The organism is Herminiimonas fonticola (assembly GCF_003293745.1).
Taxonomy (GTDB): domain Bacteria; phylum Pseudomonadota; class Gammaproteobacteria; order Burkholderiales; family Burkholderiaceae_D; genus Oxalicibacterium; species Oxalicibacterium fonticola.
This window is the reverse complement of record NZ_PTLZ01000002.1, coordinates 40,991-60,477: the sequence shown is the minus strand read 5'-3', so window position 1 is coordinate 60,477 and position 19,487 is coordinate 40,991. Positions and strand designations below refer to the sequence as shown.

At 51.8% G+C, this 19,487-nt stretch carries 21 protein-coding genes; 10 read left to right on the top strand and 11 right to left on the bottom strand.

The features are described from left to right. Nucleotides 1-202 precede the first annotated feature (202 nt). Entirely contained in the window at nt 203-1,048 is an 846-nt protein-coding gene (locus tag Hfont_RS07680; protein ID WP_241523046.1) for a DMT family transporter, read from the bottom strand. Nucleotides 1,049-1,462: 414 nt separating this feature from the next. On the opposite strand from Hfont_RS07680, the gene Hfont_RS07670 reads away from it, so the two are divergent. Beyond that, entirely contained in the window at nt 1,463-2,032 is a 570-nt protein-coding gene (locus Hfont_RS07670) for a phasin family protein (protein WP_112991820.1), read from the top strand. A 121-nt stretch (nt 2,033-2,153) separates the two neighbouring features. Here Hfont_RS07670 and Hfont_RS07665 read toward each other — a convergent pair whose 3' ends face one another. Then, nucleotides 2,154-3,794: an ABC transporter permease gene (locus Hfont_RS07665; protein WP_112991819.1), complete on the bottom strand. Its 1,641-nt coding sequence runs from the start codon at nt 3,792-3,794 to the stop codon at nt 2,154-2,156. Nucleotides 3,795-3,928: 134 nt separating this feature from the next. Between Hfont_RS07665 and Hfont_RS07660 the strand changes: the two genes are divergently transcribed. Beyond that, entirely contained in the window at nt 3,929-5,020 is a 1,092-nt protein-coding gene (locus tag Hfont_RS07660) for an ABC transporter ATP-binding protein (protein WP_112991818.1), read from the top strand. A gap of 9 nt (nt 5,021-5,029) precedes the next feature. Here the strand turns inward: Hfont_RS07660 and Hfont_RS07655 are convergent, their stop codons facing one another. After that, a complete protein-coding gene (locus Hfont_RS07655) occupies nt 5,030-5,833 on the bottom strand; it encodes a competence/damage-inducible protein A (RefSeq protein WP_112991817.1) in 804 nt (267 codons plus the stop codon). Between the two features lie 62 nt (nt 5,834-5,895). Beyond that, on the bottom strand, nt 5,896-6,777 hold the full coding sequence (locus Hfont_RS07650) for an EI24 domain-containing protein (RefSeq protein WP_112991816.1): 882 nt from the start codon (nt 6,775-6,777) through the stop codon (nt 5,896-5,898). A gap of 195 nt (nt 6,778-6,972) precedes the next feature. On the opposite strand from Hfont_RS07650, the gene Hfont_RS07645 reads away from it, so the two are divergent. Both Hfont_RS07645 and Hfont_RS07640 read left to right on the top strand, forming a co-directional pair. Beyond that, the gene (locus Hfont_RS07645; protein WP_112991815.1) at nt 6,973-7,329 is read left to right on the top strand and encodes an FKBP-type peptidyl-prolyl cis-trans isomerase; all 357 of its coding nucleotides are present in this window, start codon (nt 6,973-6,975) and stop codon (nt 7,327-7,329) included. Nucleotides 7,330-7,449: 120 nt separating this feature from the next. After that, on the top strand, nt 7,450-7,704 hold the full coding sequence (locus Hfont_RS07640) for an acyl-CoA-binding protein (protein ID WP_112991814.1): 255 nt from the start codon (nt 7,450-7,452) through the stop codon (nt 7,702-7,704). An 89-nt stretch (nt 7,705-7,793) separates the two neighbouring features. On the opposite strand, the gene Hfont_RS07635 is transcribed toward Hfont_RS07640, so the two are convergent. The 3 genes from Hfont_RS07635 to Hfont_RS07625 all read right to left on the bottom strand — a co-directional run bounded on the left by Hfont_RS07635 (nt 7,794) and on the right by Hfont_RS07625 (nt 10,552). Beyond that, entirely contained in the window at nt 7,794-8,078 is a 285-nt protein-coding gene (locus tag Hfont_RS07635) for a polyhydroxyalkanoic acid system family protein (protein WP_112991813.1), read from the bottom strand. A 73-nt stretch (nt 8,079-8,151) separates the two neighbouring features. Further along, nucleotides 8,152-9,135, bottom strand: coding sequence for a 2-hydroxyacid dehydrogenase (locus tag Hfont_RS07630; protein ID WP_112991812.1), 984 nt, complete (start codon nt 9,133-9,135; stop codon nt 8,152-8,154). Between the two features lie 10 nt (nt 9,136-9,145). Continuing rightward, nucleotides 9,146-10,552 carry a sodium:proton antiporter gene (locus Hfont_RS07625; RefSeq protein WP_112991811.1) on the bottom strand — a complete coding sequence of 469 codons (1,407 nt, stop codon included), beginning with the start codon at nt 10,550-10,552 and terminating at the stop codon, nt 9,146-9,148. Nucleotides 10,553-10,831: 279 nt separating this feature from the next. On the opposite strand from Hfont_RS07625, the gene fdxA reads away from it, so the two are divergent. From fdxA to nth, 4 genes are all read left to right on the top strand, one after another. Continuing rightward, nucleotides 10,832-11,155, top strand: a complete 324-nt coding sequence (gene fdxA, locus Hfont_RS07620; protein WP_112991810.1) for a ferredoxin FdxA — start codon at nt 10,832-10,834, stop codon at nt 11,153-11,155. A gap of 219 nt (nt 11,156-11,374) precedes the next feature. Further along, nucleotides 11,375-12,610, top strand: coding sequence for a polyhydroxyalkanoate depolymerase (locus tag Hfont_RS07615; RefSeq protein ID WP_112992401.1), 1,236 nt, complete (start codon nt 11,375-11,377; stop codon nt 12,608-12,610). A 136-nt stretch (nt 12,611-12,746) separates the two neighbouring features. Then, nucleotides 12,747-13,439, top strand: a complete 693-nt coding sequence (gene rsxB / locus Hfont_RS07610) for an electron transport complex subunit RsxB (RefSeq protein WP_421800991.1) — start codon at nt 12,747-12,749, stop codon at nt 13,437-13,439. After that, a complete protein-coding gene (nth, locus tag Hfont_RS07605; protein ID WP_112991808.1) occupies nt 13,436-14,086 on the top strand; it encodes an endonuclease III in 651 nt (216 codons plus the stop codon). The genes rsxB and nth overlap by 4 nt, the downstream gene beginning before the upstream one ends. Nucleotides 14,087-14,131: 45 nt before the next feature. On the opposite strand, the gene Hfont_RS07600 is transcribed toward nth, so the two are convergent. Then, complete coding sequence (locus Hfont_RS07600; RefSeq protein ID WP_112991807.1) at nt 14,132-14,722, bottom strand: malonic semialdehyde reductase; 591 nt, start codon at nt 14,720-14,722, stop codon at nt 14,132-14,134. A gap of 206 nt (nt 14,723-14,928) precedes the next feature. Here Hfont_RS07600 and Hfont_RS07595 point away from each other — a divergent pair, with 206 nt between their 5' ends. Then, nucleotides 14,929-15,351: a DUF1841 family protein gene (locus Hfont_RS07595; protein WP_112992400.1), complete on the top strand. Its 423-nt coding sequence runs from the start codon at nt 14,929-14,931 to the stop codon at nt 15,349-15,351. Between the two features lie 84 nt (nt 15,352-15,435). Here Hfont_RS07595 and Hfont_RS07590 read toward each other — a convergent pair whose 3' ends face one another. The 3 genes from Hfont_RS07590 to Hfont_RS07580 form a co-directional block, all read right to left on the bottom strand. Then, on the bottom strand, nt 15,436-15,789 hold the full coding sequence (locus Hfont_RS07590) for a c-type cytochrome (RefSeq protein ID WP_112991806.1): 354 nt from the start codon (nt 15,787-15,789) through the stop codon (nt 15,436-15,438). 11 nt (nt 15,790-15,800) lie between these two features. Further along, nucleotides 15,801-16,121 (bottom strand): c-type cytochrome, encoded by a 321-nt coding sequence (locus Hfont_RS07585; RefSeq protein WP_112991805.1) that lies wholly within the window; start codon nt 16,119-16,121, stop codon nt 15,801-15,803. 199 nt (nt 16,122-16,320) lie between these two features. Next, entirely contained in the window at nt 16,321-18,357 is a 2,037-nt protein-coding gene (locus Hfont_RS07580) for a site-specific recombinase (RefSeq protein WP_479680722.1), read from the bottom strand. A 275-nt stretch (nt 18,358-18,632) separates the two neighbouring features. On the opposite strand from Hfont_RS07580, the gene Hfont_RS07575 reads away from it, so the two are divergent. Continuing rightward, nucleotides 18,633-19,487 carry an AAA family ATPase gene (locus Hfont_RS07575; RefSeq protein WP_112991804.1) on the top strand — a complete coding sequence of 285 codons (855 nt, stop codon included), beginning with the start codon at nt 18,633-18,635 and terminating at the stop codon, nt 19,485-19,487.

Below are 19,487 nucleotides of genomic sequence, written 5' to 3'. Positions count from 1 at the left end.
AATTAGCACAGAAAATATGAATTGCAGTTTAGCAAATATCTTGAAATGTGCAAGAGAATTAGATAGTTAGCGACATTCATTAATCTATTTTCTAATCAGCGATGATTTTTTGCTCACACTATTGGTGCAATTTTGCCGCCACGCAGAATAGACAAATGACAATGGTTTTCAATAGCGAAGCGCAGATATTTACTTTTTCAGCCTATTTTTTGACGACAAATACGACTCCAATTACAGCAAGCAACATGCCAGCCAGCCCTATTAAACTGAAGACTTCACCGAATGCTGCCCACGCCATCAAGGCAGTAGTTGGCGGTGTCAAATAGAGCAAACTCGTGACTTGCGTCGCGGCACTTTTGCGTATCAAGGTAAACAACAAGAATATCGAGCCTATCGACAAGGCGAGAATCGCCCACAGCAAGGCACCGATAAAATTCGGCGTCCACTGCACTGTCTGTAGTGCAGGTGAAAAATCTTCCAGCCAGATTGCCAGCGGTAAAACGACAGCACTAGACGCGGCAAACTGAATGATGGTGCCGGTACGCAAATCGAAATGCGGACAGTAACGTTTTTGATACATCGTCCCTATCGTGATCGACAACAAAGCCATCACACACAAGGCGATACTTTGCCAGGTCAAACCGATCAAGGTGATTTTGTTCGCGACTACCAGGGCGACGCCGCACAGACCGAAGATCAAACCTATCCATTGCCGACCTCGCACTTTCTCGCCGATCAAAGGTGCAGCAAAGGCCGTCAGCACTGGTTGCATTCCAACGATCAATGCCGACAAACCGGCCGGCATGCCCAGCTTGATTGCGCACCATACGCCGGCCAGATAACCCGCTTGCACCAGTATCCCGGCCACAGCGATATGGTGCATGCTGCCCACTGGCCACTGCGCGCGCAGCAGCAATACCAGCGGAAATAAAAACACCAGCACGCCGAGGAAGCGCAACAGTAAAAAGGTCAGCGGTGGTGCATATGGCAAACCGAATTTTGCGACGATGAAGCCGGTACTCCAGATCAGTACAAACGCAAAAGGCATGAGCGCCAGCCACGGACTGGCGGCGGTATTTTTCGAAGGGATCATTGAATTGCTGTTTATTGTTGGCTGGCTATTTGAATGTTCACGCTAAACCCAAGTATGAAGTGTGCGTGCCAAACAAATACTGTGCGTTGAATTTTTTGCACGTCAGCAGACGCAATTTTATGCCGTGCAAGCTTTGATTGCCGGAGACGGAATATGGCGTAGCTTGGAAGGCAAATTATTCGATATGAATTTGCCAAGACTCAATAATCTTTCCATCCGTAACTATATGAAACTAAAAAGAAAATTTATTTTGTGCGTTGCACCATATTTTACTTGACATCCAAGCCGATGGACTTAAAATGGGTTCTGTTGCATCGCAACATTTGCGGCATTACCGTACCCCGTCTGTATCACCACAAGGAGAAACACATGTTTGCTATTCCAGAACAGTTTTCAGCGGCCACCAAGAATCAGTTAGAAGCGCAACTCGCCGTCATAAATTCTTTTGCCAGCACTGCTTTCGACAGTATGCAAAAAATCGTCGACCTGAATCTGAATGTCGTCAAATCGTCGTTGCAGGAATCGAGCTCTACCGTTCATCAGTTAATCACTGCGAAAGATCCGCAGGAATTCTTTTCCCTGACCAGCGCGCAGGCACAGCCGACAGCTGAAAAAGCCATCGCCTACAGCCGCCACCTGGCCAGCATTGCAACCAGCACGCAAGCCGAATTTGCCAAGGCGACAGAAACACAAATCGCAGAAACCAATCGCAAAGTATTGTCGCTGGTTGAAGAGTTGAGCAAAAATGCACCAGCCGGTTCGGAAAATGCAGTCGCGATTCTCAAATCGGCAATCGGCAATGCAAATGCCGGCTACGACCAGTTTTCCAAAACTGCCAAGCAAGCGGTAGAAACACTGGAAGGCAATTTGAATGTGGCAGCCAGCCAATTTGTCAGCGCGGCAGAAAAAACCACTAGCCGCAGCCGCAAGTCTGCATAAGCCAGTCTGCTCATGTCATGTAAAACATGAGCTGCAAAAACACGTAAAAATGCCCCGATAAAACGGGGCATTTTTTATTGAAGATTCAATGTGAACATTGCGCACTTTAAACATCGAGCGCTTAATCTTTTGTCTTCGCAATCGCACGCGCCAGCATTACCACCGGCACTATCGCCACCAGTACGATCGTCAAAGCAGGCAATGCCGCTTCACCCAAGCGTTCGTCAGACGCCAATTGATGCGTAATCACCGCCAGCGTATCGAAATTGAAGGGACGTATCGTCAAGGTCGCAGGCAATTCCTTCACCACGTCGACGAATACCAGCAAGCCGGCCGTCAGCACACTGCGCCACAACAAAGGCACATGAATATGCCTCAACATGGAAGCTATTCCATGTCCCAGGCTGCGCGCACTCGCATCCATCGCAGGCGTAATCTTGACCAGGCCAGCCTGTACGCTTTGGAAAGACACCGCAAGAAATCGTACGAGATAAGCATAGATCAAGGCAATCACGCTGCCGCTTAATATCAATGCAATGCCATGCTCGCTATTCCACGCATCGATATACGCCAATGGAATCAAAATACCCACAGCAATCACTGCGCCCGGTATTGCATAACCCATGCTGACAATACGATTGCAAAACGCCTGCACCTTGCTATTCGATACGCGCGCCGCGTAGGCCATCAAGACGCATATCGCGACCGCAATGAATGCCGTGGCGCCGCCAAGGATGATTGTGTTTTGCAGCCAGCCGAAGTAACGAGCGCCGAACGAAATGACATCTGCATGCCACAGCAAATGCAACAGGATGACTAAAGGTGCGAGGAATCCGAACAATATCGGCAGCGCACAAAACAAGGTCGCACTCCATGCCTGTCGTCCTTGAAGTTGCGTAGGCAATTGCGCTGCGCTGCGTCCACCGACCGCGTAATAACGCGCCCTGCCGCGATTCTTTTGCTCCAGCAGCATCAAGCCCATGACGGCAATCAGCAGCACGGCTGCAATTTGTGCCGCCGCAGCCCGGTCAGAAAAGATGTACCAGGATTTATAAATCCCCGTTGTCAGCGTAGGCACGCCGAAATAAGCCACCGCACCGTAATCGGCCAGTGTTTCCATCAATGCCAATGCGATCCCGGCAGCGGCAGCCGGCCGCGCCAGTGGCAAACTGACCTGGAAGAATGCGCGCCACGGCCCTGCTCCCAGCGTACGCGCTGCGTCCAGCATGCGTGGACTGCGTTCTATGAATGCATTACGCGCCAACAGATAAACATAGGGATACAGCACAAAAGAAAACAGAAAACCGGCACCACCCACGGAACGTATCTGCGGAAACCAGTAAGTCTGTCCTTGCCAGCCAAACCAGGAACGCAAAGCGGTTTGGACAGGGCCGGTGAATTGCAGAAAATCTGTGTATGCATAGGCGACGACATAGGCAGGCATAGCCAATGGCAGGATCAATGCCCACTCAAAAAATCTGCGCCCGGGGAAATCAAACACCGCAACCAACCATGCACAAGCGATGCCTATCACCGCCGTCAACACGGCAACGATGACGGCAATGATCACACTGTTGAGGATGTACTCGGGCAGCACCGTTTCCCACAAATGAGAAAATGTGCTGATGCTGTTGCTCAATTCGGATGGCGAAAAAAGATTCGACAGCACGCCGGCTATCGGCACGCCTACCAATAAGGCAATGAGCAATGAGGCGAGCAGTAGCGGGTGCAATGCGCCATGTTGATGGCGTGAGTCAGGCACGGCGAGGACCCATAGTGATGCACATACAGGCGGACATGAAAAGAAGCATGCGTTTGTTCTGTTCTCAATAAGTTGGATGAGAATTATAATCAATCGCTCACTTCACCCATGCGATATTTTCGGAACCATGCACCATGTCAGCTATTCCAGATTCTGCGGCACATCTTTCGGTTGACGCTATCCGCGTCGGCTATCAGCTCGGCCGAACCATGCAGGAAATTGTGCATGACCTGTCATTCACGCTGCAGCGCGGGCAAATCGGCTGCCTGCTGGGTCAATCAGGTTGTGGCAAAACGACCGTCTTGCGCGCGATTGCAGGATTTGAGTCGCTGATCAGCGGCAGCATTACCCTGGGTGGAAAAGAATTGAGCGGGGCACAGCACACCGCAGCGCCGGAAACACGTCATGTCGGCGTCGTATTCCAGGATTACGCCCTGTTTCCGCATTTGTCGGTCGCAGATAATCTGGCATTCGGCTTGCGCGGTCTGTCTGCACAAGAACGCCAGTCACGTGTTGCAAGACTGTTGAGCCTGGTCGGTTTGACTTCCCAAGAGAAAAAATTCCCGCATGAATTGTCCGGCGGTCAGCAGCAGCGCGTGGCACTTGCACGAGCGCTCGCACCGCAACCGGATTTACTTTTGCTGGATGAACCGTTTTCGAATCTGGACGTGGATCTGCGCGAACGACTAGCTACCGAAGTGCGAGATATTCTGAAGGAAATCGGCACCACAGCCGTATTGGTGACGCACGATCAACATGAAGCCTTTGCCATTGCAGACCAGATCGGCGTGATGCAAAACGGCGCCATCGTGCAATGGGACAATGCCTACAATCTTTACCACCGTCCTGCCACGCGTTTTGTTGCCGACTTTATCGGACTCGGCGTTTTCACAACCGGCACGATTGATCCAGCACAGCAACATGTGAATATCGAGCTAGGTTCACTGCCGCTTTGTCATGGCATGGAAAGCTGCGATGCAAACGCACAAGGACAAGTCGATGTCTTGCTGCGCGCCGATGACGTGATCCACGATGACGCCAGCCCATTGCAGGCGGAAGTAGTACGCAAAGCTTTCCGCGGTGCTGAATTTTTATATACCTTGAAATTGAAGAGCGGCCAGCAAGTGCTTGCGCTCGTACCATCGCATCACGACCACGCACTAGGTGAACGCATAGGCATACGACTTGAGGCCGATCACGTGGTGACCTTCGCTAAGACGAACTAAACCTTCAGTTCATCGGATATGCTGGACTTCAACGTCCAGCAGATTCAATTCCGTAATCAATTTATCGAAGGCAGCGGCGGCTTGCACTGCTTCGCCCTTCACGCCGAGTTCAATGTGACGACGTGTTTCTGCATCGCCAACGCTAGGCAGGCTGAACACTTTAACTTCTGGAAATTCAGCCTCTATCGCCTCCATCAAAGGCGTTAATGCCGATTCCATGGACTGGAACACCAGCACCGATTTTTCAAACCATGCTTGCCGATGGAAGAGGTGCGCATACTGCGTATCCAGTATCGATTCCATCATCGGCCACGCCATCACCGGAAAACCCGGCATGAAATAATGTGCGCCGCCCTGCCCGTGATGAATCGCGAAGCCGGGGATTTTATTGTAGGGGTTGGGAATGATATCTGCCCCTTGCGGGAATTCTCCCATCTTCAGGCGATGCAGGTTTTCCGGTTTTTCAAGATCGAAAGGCACATTCGCTTCGCGCGCCATTTCCTGCATGCGCTCCTGAATTTTTTGTTTGGCTTGCGGATGCAACACGATGGGCACGCCGAGCGCGGCTGCCGCACATTGCCGCGTGTGGTCGTCCGGCGTCGCGCCGATGCCGCCACAACTGAACACGATGTCATTGCTGGCGAAAGTACGCTGCAACGTGGCAGTAATACGCGCCCTGTCATCACCAAGTATCTCCGCCCATTCCAGTGACAGGCCGCGCGCGCTCAGCAATTCAACGACTTTTGAAAAATGCTTGTCTGCACGCTTACCCGACAAAATTTCATCGCCAATGATAATGAGTCCGAATGCCATAGGTTTCCTTCTTTCGTCAGGTAATGAATGCACCGAGGAATGCACTGAAATGAGTTACCGTTTTATTTTCCATCTTCGATGACAGCATTTAACACCAACGTTGGTGCCGGCTGGCGGGCAGCATGTTCAGCCTGCGCCTGCACCTCCGCTTCTGTCGCACGATGGCGTTTCAATGCTTCCATGCAGTAGTGCTGGAACCATAATCCGCTAAAGATGAAGACCAGTACATACAACCAGATCGCACCAGCGGCCAGCAGCGGAAAGAAAATGACCGACAACGCGCCACCCAACCAGAGCAAGGTAGGCGCGGCACCCATCGCACCGGTCATCGCGCCGATCATCAGCAACTGCCAGCGATGCTTGCGCAAAATGATTTTGCGCTCGGCGGCATCCGCATGATCAGCCAGGGCGTCATACGCCATCACGCGATAGGTCAGCCAGCCCCACAATACCGGCTGGATCACGAAGGTCAATGGCGGGATCAGCGACAGCGGCAAGGTGATGATCCAGAGCGCCAGGAAGACGACAAATGACGATGTTGATGTCCACAGGCTGCCAAGGAAAGTCCCGCCCCTGCGCGTTTCCAGTTCCTTGTATTGCCTGCTACCGACATGCTTGGCGATGACGGGCATTGCCATCACGCCGACAAAAATCAGCGCCGTCAGTATCATCAAGGGCAGCAATATCCACATGGCGATCAAGGGGACGACCACTGTCTTCAGCGCCCCCATGCCTACCCACATCAACAAATCATTGCTGAAACGAAAACCGTCGTTCTCGATAAAATAAGCTTGCAAGCCATCAATCATCGGTTGCAGGTATAACCACAAAGCAAAGCCCCACACCACGATCGACAATACAAAAGGCAATACGCTCAGCAGCAGCATCCTGATGTGCAGTTGAGACCATACGGCCCGTCCGAAAGCAGTCATTACCGGTCGCATGAGAAAATATCCTTAGAAAATCAGAGTCGCCACCAGCGGCCTCCCTCTGATACAAGTCTGTATGCAGTGCGGTCATTTTACCGTGAGCGACTCTGCCACGTTTGCCAGCAGCCCGGATAAGGGCCGGGCCGGAAAAATCGCGCATCACCTGCTACAATCTGCCCACTTTCTGACCTCATTTTCAAAGGAACCAACATGGCTACTACCTCCACCGCATCCGGATTGCAATACGAAGACAACGTTATCGGCGACGGCGCAGAAGCGACCGCAGGCAACCATGTAACCGTGCATTACACCGGCTGGCTGCGTAACGACGACGGCACCGCTGGCGCAAAATTCGACTCCAGCAAGGACCGCAATGACCCATTCCAGTTTCCACTGGGTGCAGGTCACGTCATCAAGGGTTGGGACGAAGGCGTGCAAGGCATGAAAATCGGCGGCACCCGCACCCTGATCATTCCTGCCTCGTTGGGCTATGGCGCACGTGGTGCAGGCGGCGTGATCCCTCCCAACGCCACCCTGATTTTCGAAGTGGAACTGCTGGGCGTATAAGCCAAGACTGCATGATCGTGCTCGAACTTCGGCTTGATGCCGGGGTCCGAGAATGACGCGTCATCATCCCGTTTCATTGCCTGCATTATTTTCATTGCGTTTTATTTTCCGGGAGCATTCATGAGCCTGCAAGAGCAATTCAATCAAGCACAAGCCGATTCCAAGAATTTGGCTGAACGTCCGGACAATCTGACCCTGCTGAAAATGTATGCATTATTCAAGCAGGCTGGCAGTGGCGACGTCACTGGCGAGCAACCTGCGATGACGGACTTCGTCGCGCGAGCAAAGTGGGATGCCTGGAATAATCTGAAAGGGATCTCGAAAGACGATGCGATGCAACAGTACATCGATCTGGTGCATGAACTGAAAGGCTGAACAGTCCGTTCACATCTCTTGCATAGAAAAAGCCCCGTATTTTCATACGGGGCTTTTTATTGCCCTGCGCTGTTCTTGCATTAAACCTTCTACGCGGCTTCGGCAAAAAACTTACGCATGTTTCTTGCGACTTTTTCTTCCAGTGTGGAAGCAAATGCCTTGAACAAAAAATCCAGCGTGATGTCGATCTGTGCTTCCTTGTCACGCAGGGCCAGCGTACCGGCCACACCGCTACGCTTGAAGGACAGCACATCGCCGTCCCACTGCGTCGTCATCTCGAATTCGCTTGCCATCTTGTCCGCGACTTTTTGTGCCGCGTCCTTCGCCTGCTGCAAGGGGAGCTGATGCTCCTGCTTGATACTGATATCGGCCATCTTTATTCTCTCGCTTTCATTTCAACCACTTTTAATTCGGATGCATTACTTCAGCCGTATTACTTCACTTGTATTACTTCATTTGTATTACTTCAGGATTAATCAAATTCGGCGGCTGCACGCCGCTCAGCGCGGCAACCAGATTGGCTGACGCACAATCGGCCATCGCGCGGCGTGTTTTTTCCGATGCGCTGCCGATATGCGGCGTCAACACCACATTGGATAAAGTCAGGAAATCCGGATGCAAGGCCGGTTCGTTTTCATAGACATCCAGCCCGGCCGACGCGATGCGCTTTTCACGCAATGCGGCAATCAAGGCAATATCGTCAACGATGCCGCCACGCGCAATATTCACCAGCGTCGCGCTTGGTTTCATCAAGGCCAGTTCTGCCGCACCAATAATGTGATGCGTTTGTGCCGAGTACGGCAAGACCAGGATCAGGTGATCCGCGCCACGCAACAACTCTTCCTTGCTGACATAACGCGCATGGTTTGCATGCGCTTCCTGCTCGGGCGTGAGGCGACTGCGATTATGATAAATCACCTGCATGTCGAATCCCATCGAGCGACGTGCAATCGCCTGACCAATGCGTCCCATACCGAGTATGCCCAAGGTCGCGCCATGCACATCGGCGCCCAGGAATTGATCGAAACGCCAGTTCTTCCACTTGCCGGCGCGCAGATAATGTTCGGATTCCGACACGCGACGTGCATTCGCCATCAACAGCGTCCACGCATAATCGGCGGTAGTCTCATTCAAGACATCCGGCGTATTGGTCACCATGATGCCGGCGCTTGTCGCCGCCGCAACATCGATATTGTTATAGCCTACAGCCACATTACAAATGGCTTTTAAATGCGAATTGGCAGCGATGACTTCAGCAGACAATTTCTCGCTGCTCGTGATCACTACTGCATCTTTGCCCTGCATTTTTTCATGTAACTCCGCAGCAGAAAAAATCTTGTCGTCCTGATTCGATTCGACATCGAACTGCTGCTGCAAACGCTCGATCACATCCGGGAAAGTTGCGCGAGCAACCAGTATCTTTGCTTTCATTTGCAGGTCCTCAGGTGAAAAAAATGAAGGTCATCAGAATGAACAATGGGACAAGAATCATGCACGACCATCCCATGTACGCAAAGAACGACGGCATTTTGATGCCGCGCTCTTCTGCAATGGCCTTGACCATCATGTTAGGCGCATTGCCTATATAACTGTTCGCCCCCATGAAGACCGCGCCGCAAGAAATGGCGGCAAGCGTGTGCGCCATGGTCGTCATTAATCTTGCGGGATCCCCGCCGGCCGTATTAAAAAAGACCAGATAGGTAGGCGCATTATCGAGGAAGGACGACAGCAAGCCGGTCGCCCAGAAATACATCTGGTTAATCGGCTGCCCGTTACCGTCCGTTACGGCGCGCACCACGGCTGAAAAAGCACCGGATTCACCCGCGCGCAACATCGCAATGACAGGAATGATCGTGATGAAAATTCCGGCAAACAATTTACCGACTTCCTGGATCGGCCCCCATGAAAATTCATTACCGCTACGCGCACTATGCGGCGTCAGCCATAAAGAGAGGCCAATCACGGCGAGCAGCAAAACGTCCCGCAGCAGATGTGGCAACTCCACCGTATTGCCGAAGAAGGTGAATGCAATGCCGGGCTTCCAGAAACCGCTTATTAATACCAGCACAATGACGACTGCCAGCAAGACGAAATTGATCTTGCCATCGAAACGAATGGCAGAATCGGGGGTGGGATCTTTTTCTCGCGGGCTGAGTTCTTCTCGCTTGTGATAATAGTGGCTGTCGAGCAAATAAAAAATAATCAGGAGCGTCACACAAAGGAAGATGGTTGGCGCAAAAAGATGTCGCGCAGTCCAGAAGAAATCCACGCCTTTCAAAAATCCGAGAAAGAGCGGCGGATCACCCAGCGGCGTCAGTGCGCCGCCGGCATTCGCAACCAGAAAAATAAAGAACACAACAATATGCGCAGCATGCTTGCGGTTGTCGTTAGCGCGTATCAGGGGCCTAATCAGCAACATGGCAGCACCTGTCGTTCCCATAAAACTGGCGAGCACGGTTCCGATAGCGAGCAAGCCGGTATTGAGTGCAGGCGTGCCATGCAAATTACCGCGTACACAAATGCCGCCCGCGACAACGAATAGCGAGGTGATCAGAATAATGAAGGGGAAAAATTCGGCAACAAACGCATGCACGGCACCATGGATTGCGGTCGCAGGCCCAAACAGGAATGCACATGGCAGCAAAAATGCCAGTGCCCAAGCCACCGTCACCTTACCAAAATGGTGATGCCAGAAACCGGGCGTAAGCAACGGGCACAAGGCAATCGACAATAACAAGCCGGCAAACGGGATGCCCCACAACACAGATAATCCGCTGCCGTTCAACTCTGCAGCGCCGCATATTGCTGGCGCCAGGGCAAGCATGCCGACGAGGAAATGTGCACGCATGGTGACTCCGATATTGAGGGGAAGCCATTTTATCCCAGAAAAAATATGTCTTGTCAGCAAGGGCACGGCAGCAAGCAAGCTGCTGCGCGCACATCGAAATTTCCCCATCCTAAAGACGCACAGCGCATGTACTTATTCGAAAACGGTATAACTGCGGTTTGTGGGAAATAGCGATATGCCTTAAAATACAATGCTTTGCGACTGTCGCCGGGATATGTGAGCCGCATGCTCCCGCCATCTGCAGTCAGCCCACTTCAAATATTTACAGTTAGGACTGGTATGACCCACGTAGTGACCGATTCCTGCGTACTTTGCCGTTACACGGATTGCGTAGACGTGTGCCCGGTGGATTGTTTTCGCGAAGGCCCGAATTTCCTGTCTATCGACCCGGATGAGTGCATAGACTGCGCAGTGTGCGTAGCCGAATGCCCTGTCAACGCCATTTATGCAGAAGAAGATGTACCGGCTGATCAACAGCACTACATCAAGCTGAATGTAGAGTTGTCGCGCGAATGGCCATCCATCACCAAGACCAAGGCGCCTTTGCCTGAAGCAGAGGAATGGAAAGACAAGACGGACAAGCTGCAATATCTGGCACGCTAAATACTGCGCCTCATGAAAACGCCCTCTGGTTCACCACAGGGCGTTTTTTATTGCCCAAAATTCGCAGCGATCTCCGACAAAACACCTCAAACTAATTCAAATTTGAAATTAATTTGCCTCATTGCACTGAAATATCACCATAGTTATCAATGGTGCATTGCAATATAAATGTTTTGTTGTGACAATCAATTCAATGATCGTTCATCGATGGAGGCCACTATGCTTTACCAATTGCATGAGTTGAACCGCAGTTTGCTCAATCCCATGATGCAATGGGCTGAAGCCTCGTCGCGCCTATTCACCGATCCTGCCTCGCCTTTTTCCTATACGCCATTTGCGCACCGCATCGCGGCTGGTTACGAGCTGATGTACCGCCTGGGCAAGCAATACGAAAAACCTCATTTCGACATCGAGACAATAGAGATCAACGACAAATCCGTGCGCATCGTTGAAGAAGTGGCAGCAGAAAAATCATTCTGCACTTTGCTGCATTTCAAGAAAGCACTACCGGCAAAAGAATTCGCCGCATTGAAGCAGCCCACGGTTTTGCTGGTCGCTCCCTTGTCCGGTCATCACGCTACCCTGCTACGCGACACGGTACGCAGTCTGCTGCCGGGTCATGACGTCTACATCACCGACTGGGTCGATGCGCGTATGGCGCCGCTGACTGAAGGTCCTTTCCATCTGCACGATTACGTTTATTACATTCAGGACTTCATCCGCAAGCTCGGTCCAGACCTGCACGTCATTTCTGTTTGCCAGCCTACGGTGCCGGTGATGGCTGCAATTTCCCTAATGGCTACTGCTAAAGATCCGAAATTGCCTAAGACAATGACGATGATGGGCGGCCCTATCGATCCACGCAAATCGCCGACACAAGTCAACAATCTGGCGCTTGAAAAAACCTATGCGTGGTTTGAAAATCAAGTGATCTACAGTGTACCGGCCAGTCAACCCGGCTTTGGTCGCAAGGTTTATCCGGGCTTTTTGCAGCACGCAGGCTTCATTGCGATGAATCCTGGTCGTCATGCGCAGAGTCATTGGGATTTCTATGAGCACTTGCGCGAGGGCGATAACGAATCAGCGGAAGAACATCGCAAGTTCTACGATGAATACAATGCGGTGCTGGATATGCCTGCCGAGTATTACCTTGATACGATCAAGACGGTTTTCCAGGAACATCGTCTACCGCTAGGCACATGGGAAGTCGAAGGCAAGCTGGTGCGGCCGCAAGATATCAAAACCGTTGCGCTGTTCACCATCGAAGGCGAGAAAGACGATATCTCAGGCGCGGGGCAAACCCATGCTGCGCAAGACTTGTGTTCGTCCATCGCAAAATCCAGCAAACAGCAATTCACCGCACCACAATGCGGCCATTACGGCATCTTCTCGGGCCGCAAATGGCGCGAGATCATTTGTCCGAAAATCGCCAGCTTTATTGCGAACCATTCCTGATAAGAAACTAATACTGAGCTGATAGCACTTAGCATTACTTCAGAAATATCGGCTCAATGCCACATCCATGCTTTTTCCATTTGGCGCACAAGCCCGTATAAGACGATAATTCTGTTTTATTCTTTGCGTCTCCGCTGTGTCATCACCCACCGATAAATCGCTTGCCGATCAGCTTGAAGATCTGTTGCCGCAAACGCAATGCACAAAGTGCGGCTATCCCGCATGCCGTCCGTATGCGGAAGCGATGGCTGATGGCAGCGCCAGCTACAACCAATGTCCACCAGGCGGCATTGAAGGCGTCGCACGACTCGCAAAAGTCCTAGGCAAGAAAGTCATCCCCATCAATCCGGTCAACGGCATGGAACGGCCACGACCAGTCGCATTCATTGATGAAGCCTTATGCATAGGTTGCACCTTGTGCATACAAGCCTGCCCGGTCGATGCCATCGTAGGCGCAGCCAAGCAGATGCATACCATCGTCACCGATCTGTGTACCGGTTGCGATCTGTGCGTGGCGCCCTGCCCGGTCGATTGCATTGCGATGGTAGAAGTCACGCCGGGGAAAACTGGCTGGGATGCATGGTCGCAAGCACAAGCCGATGCGGCACGCGCACGACATGACTTCCGCAGCGCCCGTTTGCAACGCGAAAAAGAAGAAAACGAGGCGCGGCTTGCAGCAAAAGCTGCAGCCAAACTGAAGGAAGTGCAATCCGAAACACCGATTTCGGATGCAGAGAAAGCCGAACAGGCTCGCAAGAAAGCCATTATTCAAGCCGCGATAGAACGCGCACGACTGAAAAAAGAACAAGCGGAAAAGGACGCTAAATGAACGCAGAAAAACGACGTGAAATTTTCAATCGACTGCGCACTGCCAATCCACATCCGACTACCGAACTTGAATACCAGACACCCTTTCAGCTACTGATCGCGGTAATGCTGTCAGCGCAGGCCACTGATGTTTCCGTCAACAAGGCGACGCGCAAGCTGTATCCTCATGCCGGCACACCAAGGAAAATTTACGCACTCGGCGTCGAGGGCTTGATCCCCTACATTCAAACCATAGGCCTGTATCGCACCAAGGCAAAAAACGTCATTGAAACCTGCCGGATTCTGCTCGCGGAACATGGCGGTGAAGTCCCGCGCACGCGTGAAGAGCTGGAAGCCTTGCCGGGCGTAGGCCGCAAGACGGCCAACGTGGTGATGAATACCGCATTCGGGAAAGCAACGATTGCAGTCGATACGCACATCTTCCGCGTATCGAATCGCACCGGCCTTGCACCGGGCAAGAATGTCGACATCGTCGAGCAAAAACTGATGAAATTTGTCGCACCGGAATTTCAGCAGGATGCACATCACTGGCTGATCCTGCACGGCCGCTATACCTGCATCGCACGTACACCTAAATGCTGGAATTGCATCATTGCCGATCTGTGCGAATACAAACAGAAGACGCCCTTGCCGTCTAAAGGCGTGTAATTTTTAAGGAAAGCGTTTTCAAGAAAACGCTTTCTCTTCCCATTTTTACAGCACGATTGCGCAGCTTGCTTCAAAGGTCAGACGCGGCAAGCGTGGTTTGATTTTTTCGTGATCGCCGTAGCCTATGCTGCAAAGGAAGTTAGCTTTGACTTGCGTGCCGACGAAGAATGCAGCATTCACTTTTTCAGCATCAAAACCTGACATAGGGCCGCAATCCAGACCAATCGCACGTGCGGCCATGATGAAGTAAGCGCCTTGCAGGGAAGAATTACGGAAAGCCGTTTCTTCTATCAATTTGTCGTTACCGGCAAAGACAGCCTGTCCATCCATGTGCGGAAACAATTGCGGCAATTTGCGGGGAAATGCCATGTCCATTCCGATGATTGCGGTAATCGGCGCAGTTTTTACCTTCTGTACATTGCCAGCTGAGACGCAAGCTGCCAGTTTCTCTTTCGCTTCAGGCGACTTGACGAAGGCAATACGCGCCGGCGAACAATTCATCGAAGTCGGTGCCCACTTCATCAATTCATAAATTTCCCGCAATTGACCGTTAGTGACAGGCTTGTCGAGCCAGACAGAATTGGTATGTGCTTGGGTAAAAAGCGTATCGAGAGCTTCCTGATTCAACATGGTCATTTCCGTTTCAGATTTCAAAAAATATGCCGCAAGGCGGCAATAGCGCTAAAGCAAAGAACCGTATGTTATCCGAAACACGCGCTGCAGTTCAGTAGCAAGCCACGTACAATGTCGGTCTGCGCTTGATGAAATGCATTTTTAACTGGATTTTCGACTGCGTTTTCAACTGCTTTTTTAAATCGTTTTTATTGCGCTTTTATTTTTCCATGTTCACACCCTCACAACACGATGTACGCCGTTTTTTCTGCGAGACTTTTCGCAAACAGCGCGCCAATGAAATCCTCACGCCGCTGGAAGCGATCGCGCGCGACTGGCTGATTCAACATCCGGAATATGCCGATGCATTAATGGATGTAGAAGCAGCTCTGGCGCAGGATTATTCGGTTGAGTCAGGTCAGGCCAATCCTTTCCTGCATCTATCCATGCACTTGTCGATTGCAGAACAGATTTCCATCGACCAGCCACCCGGCATACGCGCTGCGTACACTGGTTTGGCGCACAGACTGGGCTCAGAACATGAAGCACATCATCAGATCATGGAATGCCTGGGTGAGATGATCTGGAACTCGCAGCGCAATGGCTTGCCGCCAGACGGTGCCGCTTATATCGAATGCATCAAGCGTCGCTGAAGCAGATTTTTGCAATGCTGACGAACATGAAAAAAGCCACGGAAAACCGTGGCTTTTTTGTTAGACGAAACATCCGATCAATAATTACTTACGCAGCACCAAAGTAGTTGGCAGGCTGTGCAGATAAGCAGCGATGTTTTCGATATCCTGATTCGACAATTGTTTGGCCAAAGGCGCCATGATCGCATTGCTGCGACCATTCGACACTTCATTGCCGCGCTTGTAGGCGACCAGCGCGTGCTTCAGATAGTCTTTGTGCTGGCCAGCCAGCTTGGGATAACCAGGATCGATAGGTGTCTGGTAATCGGCACCGTGGCAGGAAGCACAATTGTATTTGGCGACTGCGGCTTTACCAGCTTCGATCTTGCTGTCAGCTGTAGCGTTGAGCGAGACAAGTGCGGACAGCGATACAACAGCCAATGCGAGAATTTTTTTCATATAGGCTCCCGTTATTTCTGTTGCGAGTAATAAGCGGCAACGTCGGCGATATCCTGATCCGACATGCTGGCTGCAATACCGCGCATGGAAGGATGATTACGGTCGCCTTTTTTATACGCGTGCAGGGCGCTGACTATGTATTTTTCCGACTGCCCACCTATCATGGGTACTTGATAAACTTCCGGAAAAGTCGCTTTGTAGCCCGGGATGGCATGGCATCCGATACACATCGAAACCTTGTTGGCAGCTGCTTTGGCATCGCCAACAACTTCCGCTGCAACAGCGATGTTGGCCACACCCGCGAACGCGAGAAGTGCAAATAGTTTTTTCATGATAGCTGTGTGGATATAGTGAATACAAAACCCGCTACTACAGCGCTGCAAACACGTCCTTCGCAGCGAAAAAATTGCTTCTTTACACCAAAACCGCTCGATTTTACCTCAAGAGATAGGGAGCGTCCATGTTCAAATCGCAATGCGTGTACAGCATCCGACAGTCCCGTTTTGAGCGTTTATCCACCTGCGTTTCCGCTCAATCTTTCCGCTGAAGTATGGTCCTGGACACGTCCCTTCCTTGCTCATTAAGCTGCTCGCCAGCGGTCTCGACCGCCACGGCATTTTCCGGCTTGGTCGGCCAGAAAAAGATATAAGGCGTCAGTGTAAAGCGCCGCAATACCGCACGAAATACCAAACGTCTTACCCGCTTCGGCACGTCGCGTGCGCGCAAAGCCAGAGCCAGTGCACAAGAAAAAGCCACGCCCACATTCAGCACGCCGATAGCAAAAATACCCGCGCAGGCAAGCCAGAATTGCGGCGTCGCCATCGCTTCCCAGCCGATGCTACTGACTGCCGCCGCCAAGGTCGCGGTCGACAAAGTCACATGACGTACGTCCAGCGGCAACCCGAAAAACTGTGCGATTACCGGCATCATGCCGAGCAAAATTGCCAATGACACGTTACCGACGATACTGGAGACATTGTGTTCCAGCCAGTTCGCCCAACGCTCGGCACGAGGCGCGCCCAGTGCATGCACCAGACGGCGATGATGCGCGATCGATTCTCTCAATCTGCGCAGCGCAAACCAGTTATCGGCAAAACCTGCCATCAAACTGGCCAGCCACAATAGCAAACCGGTAAAGGCTGCAAACAGGGGCGTCACACCAACGATCGATAAGGAATGAATTGTCGCGTAGGCTTTTTCCTGATTCATCAATGGCTTGCCGAAAATCAGCATAGCGGCAAATGACAAGACAATCACAACCGGTGCCACCGCCAGCAGATTGCCGAATACGGCCGCTGCTTGTGAACGCAGCAGCGCCGCAATACGTGCCAGCAATTCGCGCAAGCCTTCCACCGTATCCAGCTCGCCCATTTGTGCTGCCAGCGCGGGTGCAGTAACTGCCGGCTGTTTGGTCGCCAACACGCCGCCTATCGCGGTGATGAGGAGGAAGCTCAACGCAAAGTTAATCGACAGGAATGCGCCTTCAAAAAAATGGGCGAGGCCAAGGCCGGTAATCCCAAGCTTGATCAGCGCAGTAAAAGCCGTGATGAAACCACCCCACATTGCCGCCCGCAACATCGCACGGTATTCAGTACGATCGCGTGCAATGTAATGTTCACCGTGATTGGCGTTGCGCTCGACCATCTTGCGCGCCAGTAAAGAAAAGCTGCGACTCACCAGCTCACGTACCGACGAGCGGCGATGATGTGCAAGGATCAAATCGACCAATACCGCTTGCACCTGCCCCGAGCCTGCATCGGCATGTGGCGCCCCACGCAAATCCAGCAGACGCGCAATCCTGACCAGATGGGCGCGCATGCGTTCGACGTGATACACCAGCCCGACCGATACGCCATACTCATCCAGATGCGCGTAGATCTTGTCAGTTTGCGCCTGGCACACTGCCAGCAACATGCGCACACTACGCAAGCCCGCTTCATCCTTGACGCTACCCAGCAAATAGTTTTCCAGTTCGCGACGCAGCGACATGAAAGGTGTTGCCAGCAAAGGCATGCGCGGCTCCAGTCGCTGGCGGAAAGCCGGACTGATACCGACTGAAATTACCATCGTCACCAGATACAACATTGCTTCATCGATTTGTTGACGATAACCATGCGCAATGCCGTCATCGCCACCCAGCTTCCACAATCGCGACAAAGTTTTGACATCGAGTTCCAGCAACCACTCGGCATCCGATTCGTCAGGAAACATCGCAGTAAACAAGGTCGACAAATCCTGCTGCCCTACCGGACGCGGCAAGATCAATTTCACCATGCGTTCCGACAATTCGGAAAAGAATGCGGACTCGCGCGGTAAACCAGTCGCGGAAAATAATTCAGGACCAGTCGCTTCGCGCAGCGTCTTGCGCAAAGTTGCCTGCACGCCTTGTTTGACATCGCGATTGCCGTCCAGCCAATCAAGTAAAAAACGAATCCGCTGATGCTTGACGCGACGCCATTCACTATCGTCCAGCAAGGAAACTTTAGGCTCACGACGTATCCAGTCGGCCAGATCGATCATCCAGTTGGCGCGCGCATGCCAGGACGCGTCGGGATCGGCCCTACGCATCAGAGATTCAATCTGCGGCAAATACTGTGCGTGATCAGTGTGATGCCTGAGTGCACCACGACGAAATCTGCGCCATACGGCACAGACTCTGAGAAAGAAGATTTTCATTTAGTAATTATTGTAATTTGATACATTCAAAAAGCGTCCAACTGTCTCCTGGGCATCAAAAAACTACGCAAAGAACGGTGACAAGGCGATCCAGTGTATTTATGCCATGCGCTTTCGCATGGCTTCTCGCTTATACTCCGATTTCTTTTCACCTTAATGACACCGTCATGCGACACGAAACACGCTTCGAAGGTTCCCAGAGCTATGTCACCACCGGCGACCTGAAGCTCGCCGTCAATGCTGCATTGACCTTGCAGCGCCCCTTGTTAATCAAGGGCGAGCCAGGCACCGGCAAAACCATGCTGGCAGAAGAAGTTGCCGCAGCACTCGATATGCCTTTGTTGCAATGGCATATCAAATCGACGACCAAGGCCCAGCAGGGATTGTATGAATATGATGCAGTGTCGCGCCTGCGCGATTCGCAACTCGGCGATGAACGCGTCAAAGTTATCGACAACTACATAGTCAAAGGTGTGTTGTGGCAAGCGTTTACTGCCGATGAACAAGTCGTATTGCTGATCGATGAAATCGACAAGGCAGATATAGAATTCCCGAATGACTTGCTGCGAGAACTCGACCGCATGGAATTCCATGTCTACGAAACCCGCGAAATGGTGAAAGCCAGACACAGGCCGCTCGTCATTATTACATCGAATAATGAAAAGGAATTGCCTGACGCGTTCTTGCGCCGTTGCTTCTTTCACTACATCAAGTTTCCTGAGCGCGACACGATGGAACAAATCGTTGCCGTGCACTTCCCGAATTTGAAAAAAGAATTGCTGGCAAAAGCGCTGGAAGTTTTTTACCAGGTACGCGATGTTAGCGGCTTGAAGAAAAAACCATCCACCTCCGAACTGCTGGATTGGTTGAAACTTTTGCTGGCGGAAGATATTCCGGCAGAAGCGCTGCGCAGCCAGGATGACAAAGCCATCATCCCTCCGCTGCATGGCGCATTGCTGAAAAACGAACAAGACATCCATTTGTTCGAACGACTGGTTTTCATGTCGCGTACCAATCGCTAA